Origin of the sequence: Micromonospora sp. NPDC049044 (genome assembly GCF_040649215.1) — a bacterium.
Taxonomy (GTDB): domain Bacteria; phylum Actinomycetota; class Actinomycetes; order Mycobacteriales; family Micromonosporaceae; genus Micromonospora.
In genome coordinates, this window is the sequence record NZ_JBEZFA010000007.1 from 163,028 (window position 1) to 176,799 (window position 13,772).

14 protein-coding genes are annotated in these 13,772 nt (G+C 69.2%); 3 read left to right on the forward strand and 11 right to left on the reverse strand.

Going from position 1 to position 13,772, the window contains the following annotated elements; all coding sequences use genetic code 11:
• Nucleotides 1–11: 11 nt before the first annotated feature.
• From AB0B85_RS08055 to AB0B85_RS08095, 9 genes are all read right to left on the reverse strand, one after another.
• Nucleotides 12–407, reverse strand: coding sequence for a hypothetical protein (locus tag AB0B85_RS08055; RefSeq protein WP_357404799.1), 396 nt, complete (start codon nt 405–407; stop codon nt 12–14).
• A 211-nt stretch (nt 408–618) separates the two neighbouring features.
• Nucleotides 619–1,215, reverse strand: coding sequence for an NUDIX domain-containing protein (locus tag AB0B85_RS08060; RefSeq protein WP_357404801.1), 597 nt, complete (start codon nt 1,213–1,215; stop codon nt 619–621).
• A gap of 113 nt (nt 1,216–1,328) precedes the next feature.
• Nucleotides 1,329–1,712 (reverse strand): hypothetical protein, encoded by a 384-nt coding sequence (locus AB0B85_RS08065; RefSeq protein WP_357404803.1) that lies wholly within the window; start codon nt 1,710–1,712, stop codon nt 1,329–1,331.
• Between the two features lie 112 nt (nt 1,713–1,824).
• The gene (locus AB0B85_RS08070; protein WP_357404805.1) at nt 1,825–3,075 is read right to left on the reverse strand and encodes an acyltransferase; all 1,251 of its coding nucleotides are present in this window, start codon (nt 3,073–3,075) and stop codon (nt 1,825–1,827) included.
• 208 nt (nt 3,076–3,283) lie between these two features.
• Nucleotides 3,284–3,856, reverse strand: coding sequence for a hypothetical protein (locus tag AB0B85_RS08075; RefSeq protein ID WP_357404807.1), 573 nt, complete (start codon nt 3,854–3,856; stop codon nt 3,284–3,286).
• Nucleotides 3,853–5,175 carry a hypothetical protein gene (locus tag AB0B85_RS08080; protein ID WP_357404809.1) on the reverse strand — a complete coding sequence of 441 codons (1,323 nt, stop codon included), beginning with the start codon at nt 5,173–5,175 and terminating at the stop codon, nt 3,853–3,855. Before AB0B85_RS08080 ends, AB0B85_RS08075 begins: the two co-directional genes overlap by 4 nt.
• Nucleotides 5,172–5,972 (reverse strand): ATP-binding cassette domain-containing protein, encoded by an 801-nt coding sequence (locus tag AB0B85_RS08085; protein ID WP_357404812.1) that lies wholly within the window; start codon nt 5,970–5,972, stop codon nt 5,172–5,174. Before AB0B85_RS08085 ends, AB0B85_RS08080 begins: the two co-directional genes overlap by 4 nt.
• A gap of 11 nt (nt 5,973–5,983) precedes the next feature.
• Nucleotides 5,984–6,790: a zf-HC2 domain-containing protein gene (locus AB0B85_RS08090; RefSeq protein ID WP_357404814.1), complete on the reverse strand. Its 807-nt coding sequence runs from the start codon at nt 6,788–6,790 to the stop codon at nt 5,984–5,986.
• Entirely contained in the window at nt 6,787–7,338 is a 552-nt protein-coding gene (locus AB0B85_RS08095; RefSeq protein ID WP_357404816.1) for a sigma-70 family RNA polymerase sigma factor, read from the reverse strand. The genes AB0B85_RS08090 and AB0B85_RS08095 overlap by 4 nt, the downstream gene beginning before the upstream one ends.
• Before the next feature lie 218 nt (nt 7,339–7,556).
• On the opposite strand from AB0B85_RS08095, the gene AB0B85_RS08100 reads away from it, so the two are divergent.
• The 3 genes from AB0B85_RS08100 to AB0B85_RS08110 all read left to right on the forward strand — a co-directional run bounded on the left by AB0B85_RS08100 (nt 7,557) and on the right by AB0B85_RS08110 (nt 12,230).
• Nucleotides 7,557–8,327 carry an IclR family transcriptional regulator gene (locus tag AB0B85_RS08100; protein WP_357404818.1) on the forward strand — a complete coding sequence of 257 codons (771 nt, stop codon included), beginning with the start codon at nt 7,557–7,559 and terminating at the stop codon, nt 8,325–8,327.
• A 433-nt stretch (nt 8,328–8,760) separates the two neighbouring features.
• On the forward strand, nt 8,761–10,197 hold the full coding sequence (locus AB0B85_RS08105) for an extracellular solute-binding protein (RefSeq protein WP_357404820.1): 1,437 nt from the start codon (nt 8,761–8,763) through the stop codon (nt 10,195–10,197).
• Nucleotides 10,194–12,230, forward strand: a complete 2,037-nt coding sequence (locus tag AB0B85_RS08110) for an ABC transporter permease subunit (protein ID WP_357404822.1) — start codon at nt 10,194–10,196, stop codon at nt 12,228–12,230. The genes AB0B85_RS08105 and AB0B85_RS08110 overlap by 4 nt, the downstream gene beginning before the upstream one ends.
• A gap of 43 nt (nt 12,231–12,273) precedes the next feature.
• Here the strand turns inward: AB0B85_RS08110 and AB0B85_RS08115 are convergent, their stop codons facing one another.
• Together AB0B85_RS08115 and AB0B85_RS08120 are read right to left on the reverse strand one after the other, a co-directional pair.
• On the reverse strand, nt 12,274–13,167 hold the full coding sequence (locus tag AB0B85_RS08115; protein ID WP_357404824.1) for a CDP-diacylglycerol diphosphatase: 894 nt from the start codon (nt 13,165–13,167) through the stop codon (nt 12,274–12,276).
• A 190-nt stretch (nt 13,168–13,357) separates the two neighbouring features.
• Entirely contained in the window at nt 13,358–13,768 is a 411-nt protein-coding gene (locus AB0B85_RS08120; RefSeq protein WP_357404826.1) for a VOC family protein, read from the reverse strand.
• Nucleotides 13,769–13,772: the final 4 nt, after the last annotated feature.

Consider the following 13,772-nt stretch of genomic DNA (forward strand, 5'->3'; position numbering starts at 1 on the left):
GAACGTCCGGCTCAAATGACCGTGTCTCCGCAGACCCGCCAGGGGTTTCCGTTCCGGCCCTCCAGGGAGAGCACTACCTCGCGGGTCGCACCGCCTCCCTCGACGAGCCGCACGTCGATCCGCGCCTCATAGCCGGGTTCGTCCGCGAACGCCCCGTCGAGGACGGTGTGATCGACAGGCCGGGAGCCGTCCTTCAGCTTGGCGACGAAGGCGTCCTGAGTCATGTCCTTCTGGAGATCGGCGCAGAGCAACTGGTACGCCCCGGCGTCGTCACCCGCTTCGATCCTGTCGAAGTATTGCCCGGCGACCGCCTTGGCCTCGTCGATGTCCGGCCCTGCGAACCAATACAGGAAGAATCCAGTGACCGGAAGCGCGCAGATCACGACGGTCACGACGATGCCGACCACGAGACCGACCTTGGCGCCGCTCGACCTACCACCGGTGCCCCCGTTGCGCGGCGACGGTGGCATCATTTCGCTCGGCGACAAGGGTGGCATCATTTCTGGACCCTGCGCTGACGGTGATGAGGTCATATTCACGACCGTATTGATCGCCGGCACCGAACCGACCACGTTCCGGACACGACTGAGTCAAGACCGCTCGCCGGGCGTTGCCAGCTCAGGTGGCGGCAGCCCGATCATGCGGAACACCATTTCCGAGACGTTGTTCCTCGCCCGCTTTGTCCATGAGGCTCGATCCGACAGACGATCCTGGGATGCTTGCGGAAGCCACCCCAGCACACGCCCGGCAGTCGGCCCTGGCCCCACGATGACTGTGGTTGCAGTCGGTGACAGCTGAGTGCGTGCGGGTGCAGTCAAATGCAGGAAGAGAACGAACCATTGCGGCCAGGACGCCGTGCACGAGGGAAAGGCCACCCAGCTCGCTGATCCTGAACCAGGCGATGTCGTCATGCTCGTCAGGTGCACTGTTGGTGGGAGAGCCAACCCAGTCACCGATCTGCCAGACCCCCACGTGAACGGAGTCCTCACCACTGCCGTCATGCACGACGCCCACCCGTGCGGCGGATTCCGCCACAATCTGCACACCGAGCTCCTCGCGCATCTCACGTGCGAGGGCTTGTAGTTCCGACTCACCCGCTTCGACCTGCCCGCCGGGCAGATCCCAGACATCGGGGTACGCCCGTTTGGTCGGCCTGCGATGGGCCAGCAGGACCGCACCGTCCGCAACGAGTGCACCTGTGACGACGACATGCATGACGGGATTAGAGCACGGGGATGGGACACGCTCGTTTCCACCGAAGGGGCCCGCAGCCGTTCTGGTCGTGGTTGGACGAGCAGTGCACCGGCCGCGCCCCGCACGCGGGTCGATCACGATGGTGCTGCTGAGTGTCCGACGGTGGTGGTGAAGGTGACGCAGCGGATCTGGTCGAGAGTCTTCAGCCATGCACCGTCCGCGGCGCAGTCCGAAGGTTGGCGAGCGGTCCGGGTGACTTCGGCGTCGTGGGCGCTTCCGCAGTCGACCACCTTCACCCGACCACTCAGCTCGCGCAGTCCGTCAGTCGTGGTGATGCCCGTTTCTCCGTACACCTGGAAGCAGGTGCCCGCCGGGAACGCAGTGGATTGCTGGCGCCGGTGATAGGCGCTGAGGGACAGGACCGCCCCGGCCACCACCACCAGCACCGCCGCGACCGACCCGACAAACCATCCGATCCGCCGTCTACGAGCCCTGTTGTCGCCCGTGTCGTCAGCCATTGCCACCCTCCGATCGGCAGCGCCGAGACTTGAGCACGAGGCCGGTCAACGGGTGCCGGCCGGGACCGCACCCACGGACGCCACCTCGCCGCTGGTCCGGCCCGGTGCCGGGTCATCGGACGTCGAAATCACCGGTGCTGCGATAGACGCCGGGTTCGAATTCCTGACTCCGTACGCCGTGCCCGGTAAGGACGATTTCGGTGGGCTGCTCGGACAGCACTGTCGATTCCTGCGCGTCCTGCAACACGGGCGGCGCGGGCGGTTCCTGCGGCGCGGGCGGCACGCGGCGCGGGTAGAGATTGCGCAGGAATCTCTCCACCGGGTGTTCGACCCAGCGGTAGCAGGCCCACGCCAGGGCGATGCCCAGCACCGTCCAGATCAGCAGGACCTTGAGGTTCGTCCAGCTCGCGGGGCTGGACTTCACAGTGCCCATCAGCCAGTGGATGACCGACAGGTGGACCAGGTAGAAGGCGTAGGACCAGGCGCCGAGGGAGACGAGGGGTTTGCTCCGGAAGATCGAGGGGCGCCCGGAGATGTCGCGGATCGCTGCTGCCAGCACCACAAGTACGCAGGCCGGCACCACGCCCTGCTGCGACCAGTGCGCGCCCCACCAGCCCTGCTGGGCACCCCACCACAGCAGCAGCACCGAGGCGGGCACCGTCGACAGGGCGAGCCACAGGTTGAGTTTGGGCCGCCAGCCGCGCAGGAGCGCGGCGGCGGCGATCATTCCCAGCAGGAATTCGACGAATCGGACCGGCGGGAAGCGGAGGAACCAGGAGAGCTGGATCCAGTACTGCTTCGGGTCGATCAGATCCTGGACGAAGAACCAGTAGGCCCACTCGACGAACAGGCCGACCGCCGCGATGATCGCGAGCGCCGGAAGGCGCAGCCGCAGCAGCGGCCGGATGACGAACGGGAAGAGCAGATAGAAGAACGCCTCGCAGGAGACCGACCACGCCACCGGGTTGGCGACGAAGAAGTCCGCCGGAGGGAACCACGACTCGGTAAGCGACAGGCTCAGCAGGGTGCGCTTCCACGAGTCGTGCCAGACCTGGTCGAAGCTGACCCAGGCGATGACGGTGCTGACCACGAGCGCGGGCCAGACCCGGGCGAAGCGGCGCCAGTAGAACGTCCCGGTGCCCACTGCGGGGGAGAACGACCAGGTCAGCACGAAGCCCGAGAGGACGTAGAAGAACGTGACCCCGGCGTCACCGAACCGGAAGAAGTCGCCGAGCTTGATGCCGTAGACGGTGGGCAGCTTGATGATCTGATTCGCGTGGAACAGGAACACGGCGAACGCGGCGAACCAGCGCAGCCCGGTAAGTGATTCGACCCGAGGCATGCGTTCTTTAGAAGGGTTCATCGTGATCTGGCACCTTTTGGAGGCATCGGCCTGACCGAGGGTCGGCTGGCGCTCCAGGCATAATGCCAGGCTTGCCGCCGCAGTGGCAGCGGGGCCGGACCGCGACCGGGCTACGTCCTGCTCGCCCGGATCGCAACCACGCCGGTGGTGAGGGTCCACCGGCGCCGCGCACGGCCCGCCGGGATGCCGGGCCAGGTCGGCTCCGCCATCACTCGCGTCGGGCGGCTCCCCGCATCGCGTACGTCACAAGGCCGGTGACCGCCAGGACGGCCGCGACAGTCGCCGCCGGCCGGCTGGTGTGGGGTTGGCCCGGCCAGGTGGTGAGGGCGCCCCACGTGCCCGGCTGAGGGAACAGGGCGGCGGCGACCGCCCAGCCCATGGGGACGAACCAGGCGCGGGCCGCGCCCACTACCGCCGCGCAGAGGGCGGTGAGGCCCAGCAGGCCGGCGGAGTCGCGGACCACCAGCGCGGCGGGACCGAAACGGGCGCCGGTGAGCTGGGTGGCGAGCAGCACGGCGAGTACCAGTGCGAGCGCGGCCAGCAGATGTACGGCTCGACGCCACGGCCAGTGCAGTGCGGCAGTGCGTTCCAGGTCTTCGTCGGGGGCGGCCAGGGTGGTCGACAGGACCGCCACCATCAGCATGACCGTCAGCACGACGAGCAGGAGGATGGCATCGCGTTCCTTCGCGAAGGTCAGCCACAGCACCCAGATCAGGGCGGCGGCGCCGACGGACGCGGCCAGTGCCAGGGGTACGCGTCGTGCGCGCAGGTGGAGGGTCATCGCGACAGGAGTCCGGTGGGGTCCTGGCAGGCCAGGATCGCGTCGCGGACGGCCGTCACGCGGGACATCGCCTCCGGTGCGGGTAGCTTCTGCAGGCCCTGCCACAGGGTGACCGCCTCGGCGTTGAGCTGCGGTTCTTCCTCGATCATCTCGGGGATGACGCCGACGTCGGAGACCGGCTCGCGGCCGAGCAGGTGGTAGGCGGCGGCCCGTTCGACAGCGCCGTTGCGCTCGCATTCCGGGTTGCCGTACCCGGTGCCGAGCCCGAAGACCATCTCGGGGACCACGGCGTCGGGGTGGGCCAGGCCGCCGTGGTCGTCGATCCGGACGACGATCGTGACGATGTCGGCGTCGCGGGCGGGCGCGTCCTCGATGAGGTAGGCCCGCCGGTCCTCGTACACCTGCGTGGGGGCGTCCGGCATTTTCGCGAGGACGGCCAGGCCCTGGCGGGCGAGTGGGGTCAGCGCGTCCAGCACGTTCGCGTTGACGCGGGTGACGCAGACCTTCGGCGCGTCGTCGGTGCAGACGAGTTCCCGGGCGACGGGGTCGACCGGCGCGACGAGCGCTGCCTCGTCGCGGGGGACGATCGCCGCCGCGACGCCGAAGCCGAGCAGCACCGGCAGCACCGCGGCCACCGAGGCCCGTCGGCCTCGGGCGACCAGCAGGAGTACGCCGGTCAGCGCGAGCCCGCCCATGAAGAGGGCGAGCACGGCGGTGACCCGTGGGTCGATGGTCTGGAACGCGTAGAACGGGCTGCTGCCGTAGGCGGGCGACAGGATCGCGCCCATCCAGTCCGGTCGCATGATCGCGGTGAAGAAGACAAGCAGCACGCCGGCCACGGCGAGCACGGGAGCGGTCACCAGAGTGGGCAACAGCCGCCCGATGCCCAGGCCGAGCCAGGCCGCCGCGACGAGGGAGAGCGCGCCGACAAGCGTGATGGCGACGACGTCCGGCGGAAAGTAGGCGGCGGTCGAGGCGATCCGCATGCCGCCCGCCGCGACCACGAGCAGGAAGGCGAGCCCGACCGAGGCCCCCATCGCGACGAGGACCGGCAGCATCCGGCTGGCCCGGGACCGGGGTGTGGTGGCGAACAGTTCCCCGACCTTGGCCCGGTGCTCGCGGCGGCCCTGCCACGCTCCGGCGGCCAGGGCGATCGGCCACAGCAGGATCATGTACTCCTTCACGGTCAGCGTGAGGGACATCCAGCCCTGCGACCAGCGTCCCGGGGCGGTGTAGAGGGCGGCGACGCCGACCGCCAACGCGAGCAGGGCGGCGCCGGCCGCGGCGGAGCGCCGCAGTTCGATCCCCAGGACGCTCATCGGGCGGCCTCCGCGAGGTGGCGGCGGAGCAGGGCCGAGTAGCCGCGTTCGGCGGGGCTGTCGCCCGGGTGGTGTTCGTCGCCCTGCTCGGCCAGCGCGGCAGGGGTGCCCTGCCACACCAGCCGACCCTCGTTGATCAGCACGACCTCGGTGCAGGCGGCTACCACGTCCTCGACGAGGTGGGTGGAGACCAGTACGCACGCGTCAGTACCCAGGTCGCGCAGCAGCTCGCGCAGGTCGAGGCGCTGCTCGGGGTCGAGGCCGACGGTCGGCTCGTCCAGCAGCAGCACCTGCGGGTCGTTGACGATGGCCTGGGCGACGCCGGCCCGGCGCAACATCCCGCCGGAGAGTGTCCGGAGGCGGGCGTCGGCCTTGGCGCTGAGCCCGACGCGGTCGATAGCGCGCTGGGTGGCCGCCGGGATGTCGCGCTTGGGCATCTCCTTCAACCAGGCCAGGTACGACACGAACTCGCGCACGGTGAACCGCGGGTAGTAGCCGAAGTGCTGCGGCAGGTAGCCCAGCGCGCGCCGGGCCTGGCGCAGGTCGGCGCGGCCGTCGACGGAACTGCCGAGCAGGGTGAGCCGACCTCCGGCCGGCTTGAGCACCGTGGCGAGGGCACGCATCAACGTCGTCTTGCCCGCGCCGTTTCGTCCGAGCAGACCGTGGACGCCGGTGGCCAGGCTCAGGTCGAGCCCGTCGACGGCCAGGTGCCGTCCGGCCCGTACCTTCAGCGCCTCGGCCTGGATGGCCCAGGGATGGATGGTGGTGGCAGTTTCGGCAGTACTCACCGCTCGCATTGCGGTTCCCTTCAGAACGAGGTGAGGCGCCGGAAGCTGTTGGCGCGCAGGAGGGTCAGGCCGGCCAGCACGACGGTGACGACGACCCACCCGCCGGTGGCCGCCGGTCGCAGGAGCACCGGCAGTTCGGCGGTGGCGAGGCTGGGCGCGATCACGGCGGCGGCCCAGGCCACCATCAGGCCGACCGCGGCGCGGTGAACGCCGACGAGGGAGCCGAGCAGCAGCGTGGCGGCGGTGAAGGCCAGGCACGGCAGCAGCATCAGCGCGGGGTTCGCCCGGCTGACGCCAAGGGCGGCGAACGCGGCGAGCACCGGGATGATGAGGACGAGCACCACCGCGGTACGGCGCAGCAGCATCGTCAGACCTGCCGACGGGGTGGCGGCGACCAACTCCCAGGCCGGGTCGCCGCGTCTGCTCCAGGCGGCCGCGACCCCGGGCAGCGGCGCGAGGGGCGCGAGCAGCACGACGATCGACGGCAACTCGGACAGGAAGTACGTGAGCAGGGCAGCGGTGCCGAGCACGCCGGCGGTCATGGCGACCCACGGCAGCAGCGTCGCCACGAACCAGCGCTGGCGCACCGGCGTACGGAAGAAGGCCCTTGCTCGTGGTGCGGGGCCTGCGGCGATCCCACGGTCCACGGCCGACGCGACCTCGGCGACCAGGGCGCGCGACTCGGACGTGGTGCTGCCGGCCAGGCGGGCGCGGCAGTCGGCGCAGGTCTCCAGGTGCACCTCGATCGACCAGACGGTCGCCTCGTCGAGGCCGGGATCACCGTCGGCGTAGCTGTCGATCTCGTGCAGGGTGGGATGCGTTGTCATGACAGGGCCTCCCGCAGGACGATCCGGGCGCGGCGGATCCGGGACTTGACGGTGTTCTCGGGTACGCCCAGCAGCACGGACGTCTCGCGGACGGTGAAGCCGTCCAGGACTGTGGCGCGCAGCACCGCGCGGACCTCGGGCGGCAGCACGGCGAGGGCCTGTTCGAGTTCCTGCCCGACGCGGCCGGCGAGCACCTCGTCCTCGGCGGCGGGCACCACCGTCTCGACCGGGTGCACCTGCGGCACCCGGGCCTGCCGGGAGCGACGGCGGAACGCGTCGACCAGGCGGTGCGCGGCGATGGTCCACAACCAGCCGACGGCACTGCCGCTGACCTGGTCGCCGGCGAAGCTGCCGGCCGCCCGCCAGACCGTCAGGTAGGTCTCCTGGAGGACGTCGGCGACCACGTCCGCGTCGGCGCACCGACGCCGCAGTCGCACCTCCAGCCAGGGCGCGGTACGCCGGTAGAGCTCGTCGAAGGCCCGCCGGTCACCGTGGGCCACGCGGCGGACGAGTTCCTGCTCGTCGGCCGAGTCCAGACTTCGTCTCACAACAGGTAGGACGATGACCTCCTCGCGATCGGGTCACGCATCGGTGTGACCGCCATCACCACCAGCGGAGGCCGGTCGAGCGCATGTGAGTGCGCCCGCGCCCCTTACTGCCCAGCCACGTTCGTGGCGCGCTCGGAGTTGACGTGGCTATCCTCTTCGGGTGCTGGCCCGTGTGGAGATCGTTGGCACGAGTCCGGCACTGCGAAGGGACTTTCGACATGCCCCGTGTGGTACCGGCAGTCATCCGCGCGCTTGACGTCCTCGAACTGTTCCTGGACTGCCCCCAGCTGTCGGCACGTCAGGTGATGGAGCGACTCGACCTGCCCCGCACCACGGTCCACGAACTGCTCGTCACGCTCGAGGCGCGCTCGTACCTGATCTCCGTACCGGGCCAGCCGGTGCAGTACCGGCTCGGTATGCCGCTGTTCCAGTTGGGCGCGGCGTTCGCGGGCCGGCTCGATCTGGTACGCGAGGCGCAGGGCGTCGCGCGGGACGTGGCCGCCAGGTGTGACGAGGCGGTTCATGTGGCGGTGCTCGACGGCGCCGATGTCATCTACCTCGTCAAGTTCGACAGCACGCACCCCGTGCGGATGGTGTCCGGTGTCGGGCTGCGCCTGCCGGCCCACTGCACGGCGGTCGGCAAGGTGCTGCTGTCGGCCCTCGACCAGGCGGACCTGGACGGCGTCCTGTTGAAGGATCCTCTGCCGGGGATGACGACGGCCAGCATCACCGACCCGGACCTGCTCCGTGAGCACCTCGAACGTGTCCGTACGGAGGGTGTCGCTGTCGACGTCGGCGAGTCGGACAGCGCGATGCGCTGCGTCGCGGCGGCGATCCGGGACCACTCCGGTGCCACCATCGCCGCGATGAGCCTGTCCGCGCCGATCATTCGCTGGACGCCTGAGGTGCAGGTGGAGTGGACGGGGCTGGTTCGGGAAGGCGCTGCCGCGCTGTCGGCTCGCATGGGCTACCGGGCCCAGTCTCGATAGCCGACCTCACGCTTTCGGCTCGAAACAACATCGAAACATTGACATCACTCAGCGGGCTGCTCTAGCGTCGCGACCACTCGATCCGGTATATCGAACCTAGTTCGAAATCTCGAACGGCGGTGGTCCCGTGAACCGACCGAACTGGAACGTCAGCGCCACCATTTCGGCCCGGTCGCCGATCGCCTCAGCCTCGTCGCGCTGCCCGACGTGTGGCACCCGAAATGTCCCGAGTGGCTCGGGCGGAGCGTATGTGAGCGGACGTCCCACGGTGGTGGGCGGGCCCGCTCGCCACCGTGTCGACCCACGAACGAACTGATCTCGACGGGCGAACCTCCATGGTCGCCGTCACAGAAACCAACTGCAACACAACCATCGCGGTGCCCGCCAGGTGAGCCGTCGGCGTGCAGCCGTGCGCGGGAAACGAAGGAGGCGAATGTCCATGGAAGAAAAGCCGGCGTGGTCTCGGCGCGGTTTTCTGGGGTTGGGAGTGGGGGCTCTCGGCGCGGCCGGTCTGGCCGCGTGCGGGGGCGAGTCCGACTCACCCCCGAAGGCGCAGGCCGAGGTTCCGCAGGAGTTGATCGACGCCGCGGCGGCGATGAAGGGCTCCTCGATGGGGATGCTGTCGCAGAAGCTGTACTCGACAGCGGCGAACGAGGCCCTCGACAGCTCGATCAAGAAGTTCGCCGACACCACCGGGACGAAGATCGAGAACAGCCTGGTCCAGGCCGACGCCGGTGACGTGGTGGCCAAGATCGATGCCGAGGTCAAGGGCGGGGTGGCACGTGACCTGGCGTTCATGACCGACTCCCGGTTCGTCGCGCAGTTCCAGGCGCTCGGTGACCTGGAGGACGTGACGGACGTCGTCACGGCGCTCACTGCCAAGTACGGCGAACCCTGCGCCGAGGCCAAGAACTTCTGCGTCTTCGACGGCAAGTGGTTCGCCATCCCGTACCACTTCATCGGGATCGGGTCGTTCCTGCGCAAGGACTGGATGCAGGACAAGGGCATCACTCCCAAGGACATCTACAGCTGGGAAGAGCTGCGGGACGTGTGCCTGGAGATCTCCGATCCCGCGAAACGCCGGTTCGGCTGGGGCATGACGGTCAACCGGTCCGGTGACGGCAACGGCATGATCGAGGCACTTATCAACGCGTACGGCGGATCGATCGCCTCCAACGACGGGCGGAAGGTCACGTTCAACTCCCCCGAGACGGTGCAGGCGGTCACCTTCCTGGGCGACATCTACACCAACGAGAAGTACAAGCGGATGCTGCCGCCGGGCATCGCGAGCTGGACCGACACCAGCAACAACGAGAACTGGCTGGCCGGGATCCTCGGCTACACCCGCAACCAGTTCAGCGTCTACGCGGACTCCCGGACCAAGAAGAACCCGGTGCACGCGAACACCCACGTGTTCTCCGACTGCATCGGACCGGCGACGAACAACCCTCTGCTGCTCGGCCAGTCCCAGGGCTTCGTCGTCTTCAAGGGCGCCAAGAACCCGGGGCTCGCCAAGCTCCTGGCGCAGTACCTGGTCAGCGCGCCCGCGCTGCTCGGGGTGGCGAAGGAGGCACCCGGCCTGGTGATGCCCGCCTGGGAGAAGGTCTGGGACGCCGACCCGTTCTTCACGAGCGGCGACCCGGCGTTCCCCATGCTGCGCAAGATCACTGAACTGAAGCTGCCGCTGAACACGAAGAACGGCCTGGCCTTCCCGCAGAAGGCAAGCGCGGGCCAGCAGGCGGTGGGGTCGGCCTACGTCCTCACCGACATGATGCAGCAGGTCGTGCAGGGGGCCGCGCCGGCGCAGGCCGTGACGACCGCCCACGCGAAGATGGTGCAGATCTTCAACCAGCAGGGGCTGCCGCAGTGAGCTCGGTCCGTCCCGTACGGGTCCCGGCGGCGCGGAAAACCCCGCCGTCGGGCCCCGGCTCGCTCACCGCCACCCAACGCCGGCTGGGTCGGGACTGGCGGCTGGCGACAGTGTTCCTGGCGCCGATGGCCCTGCTTGTCGGCGCGCTCGTCCTGGTGCCGATCGCCAGGTCGATCCTCACCAGCACCACCGAACGGCACGGGCAGGACTCCGTGTTCGTCGGCCTGGACAACTACCTCGCGCTCATCGGCGACGACCAGTTCCACACCGGTGTGGTGAACTCGTTCGTCTTCACCGCGTACGCCGAGATCTTCAAGGTGGTGCTGGGGTTGGCCGCGGCCCTGCTGCTGCACCAGCGCCGTCGTGGGCGGGCCCTGCTGACCGGGCTGCTGCTCGTGCCGTGGGTGGTGCCGACGGTGGTGACCGCGTTCAGTTGGCGCGCGCTGCTCGACCCGATCTTCGGCAGCGTCAACACGCTGCTCACCGCCAGCGGAATCGGGCCGTTGCTGGCCAGCGCGCACCTTGTCGACAGTTGGCCGGCGGGCTGGCTGTCCGACCCGGAGCTGGCCATGCCGTCGGTGATCCTGGTCAACGTCTGGAAGGGGGTGCCGTTCTTCACCGTCTGCTTCCTCGCGGGGTTGAAGGCCATCCCGGCGGACCTGTACGAGGCGGCGACCATCGACGGTGCCTCGTCGTTGCAGCGGTTCACCCACGTGACGCTGCCCGGGCTGCGCCACGTGCTCACCGTGACGGTGACCCTGTCGTCGATCTGGACGTTCAACAACTTCGACCTGGTCTGGCTGTTGACGCAGGGCGGACCGGGCGACGTGACAGCGCCGTACGTGCTTGTCGCGTACTCGAAGGCGATCTTGCAGTTGCAGTACGGCGCCGGCGCGGCGGTCACGCTCGTCATGCTGCCCATCATCGGCGGGCTGGTGTTCGTGCTGGTCCGGTTGCTACGCCAGGACACCACCATCAGGCTCCCCGGGCGCCGACAGTCGGCGTGGCGGATCGGGGCGCGACGGTGGGCCGGGACGGCGCGCCGGGCGCTGCCGTGGGCGATCACCGCAGTGGTCACCGGTCTGCTCTTCTGGGCATCGCCGGAGATCTTCTGGAAGGCGGCGGTGGTCCTCGGGGTGATTCTGCTGATCGCGGCGGCGGTCGGCCGGGTGGTCTCGGGCCTGCAGTCCCGGGGCGGTCGTCGGGCGTCGTCAGCGGTGTCGGGGCTGGGGTCCTGGGTCGCGCTGGCCGGGTTGCTCTTCTTCGTGCTGGGGCCGCTGTACTGGATCGCCGTCACCGCCTTCAAGTCCGAGGGCCAGGTCGTGATGCGCACCGACGACCTGTGGCCGACGCCGTGGACCCTGGAACAGTTCGGTGCCCTCTTCGACAACCAGCCGTTCGGCCGCTGGTATCTCAACACCATCCTGGTGTCGGCGGCGTCCACAGCTGTGGCGCTGGTGTGCGCCGCCCTGGCGGGCTACGCGCTGGCCCGGCTGCGGTTCCGCGGGGCGCAGGGCTTCACCGTCACGGTGCTGCTCACCTACGTGATGCCGGGCGCGCTGCTGTTCATCCCGCTGTACCAGATGCTCATCGGCGCGCGGCTCACCGACTCGTTGTGGTCCCTTGTGGTGACGTACCCGACCTTCACCCTGCCGTTCGCCACCTGGCTGCTTGTCGGCTACTTCTCGTCGATCCCCATCGAGCTGGAGGAGGCCGCGCTCGTCGACGGCTGCACCCGCCTCCAGGCGTTCGGCCGGGTGGTGCTGCCCCTGGCCAAGCCAGGGTTGCTGGCGGTCGCGCTCTTCACCCTGACCAACGCCTGGAACGAGTTCCTGTTCGCGTTCGTGTTCATCACGAAGGACGAGTACAAGACGCTCCCCGTCGGCATGCAGTCGATGATTGCCGGAGATGTGGTGCCGCAGGGCCAACTCGCCGCCGCCTCGCTGCTGGTCAGCATCCCGGTGGTGGTCATGTACGCCCTCGGGCAGCGCTTCCTTACCGAAGGGCTCACGGCCGGCGCGGTGAAGGGCTGACCGGTGATCGTGGCCGCCGGGACGGTGACGTGGCCCGAGGACGTCAGGTGTACGCGAGCAGAAAGTCCACGGTGCCTGTGCCGCCGGGCTGACCGGGTGGGGTCTGGAGAGCGGGTTCGCTGTTCAGCACATAGAACCCTCCGTTGCCGACCAGGCGGGGAGTGACCGCCAGCGCCTGGTCGGCCATGGTCGCCCCGGTGGGGCGTACCACGCTGTCGCGCAGCAGCATGAACAGGTTGGTGTTCAGGTTCGAGACGTGCAGCACCCGGTACGAGCGGGGGGCCGGCATTCCCGTACTCGTCAGGCCCCAGATGGGGACGATCTGGTTTCGCCAGTTTGCCGGGTTGTTGGTGATCGAGCTGTCATAGGCGTTGAGCTGGGTCTGGATGCCACTGTGGATACCCGCCAGGTGGATGTGTAGTTGGTCCTGGTCACGGGTGGTGGCGGAATTGATCCCGAGGCCGATGTTCGGGTACACGACGTGTGCGGGTTGACCGGGCTGGGCGTTGATCCACGCGTCCAACCAGTAGTTGGGCGCGGCGGCTGTCGCGATGAACGGGCACTCGATGCCACTCACCCGGCAGGCCGGTACGAGCAGGAAGTTGTGGTTGTTCTGCGGTCTGCCGTTGAGCACCACGTAGTCGGACGTGACGGTCAGGCAGTTGGTCGGCGGTGTGGTCCTCGTACCCTGGCAGACCTGCACCCGGTCCCAGAGGTCGTACCTGCCACCGGTCTGGTTCCGGAAACCGCACAGGGCGGACTCTGTCGGGCAGTTGGCCCCGCCCGGGGCGGGCGGAGCGGGTGCGGGCGACTGCCCGCCGTCGGCCATCCCGACATCCGCCCCGGCAAGCCCCAGCAGGCCGGTGGCACCCGCGACCCCCGAGAGCTTGACGAACTGGCGCCGATACATCAGATCGCTCTGCTTGTTACCGCTCACCGTCACCCTCCGCCACGACGATCCGTAGGTCGCTGGCCAGCCATGCTTTCCAGCCCGCACGCACGCGAACTCGCTGGCGGAAATCAGGACTCAACGGCCGGAACGCGCCGAGTCTAGGACGAATCTTCCTCACCCCGACGGCGTCACCGGCAACGAGTCCCCTGATCGTGGCGGGGCCGCCGCCCCCGGCTCAGGGCGCGGTCGGCGCGGCTGGGCCGGGCCGGTGGGCGGGTTGGAACAGTTCGACGAGGTTGCCCGCGGGGTCGGTGAGCAGGACCTGGCGACCGCCGGGACCAGAGACCACGTCGCCGCGGAACGACAGCCCCGCGCGGCGCAGTCGGTCGATCTCGGCGTCCAGGTCGTCGACGATCAGGTGGATGCGGTTACGGCCGGCAGTGGTCGCGTCGTCGGGGGTGGCACGGGCACCCGAGCTGGCCGGCCCGGACAGCAGCAACCGCAACGGGCCGCGTACCACGTCCGCGAAGGCGGGCACGGCGCTTGTCTGCAGGGTGAAGCCGAGATGCGTGGTGTAGAAGTCCACCGCCGCCTGGACGTCGTCGACGAGATAGCGGACGCCTGCGTACCGCTCGGGTGCTGTCACTGGT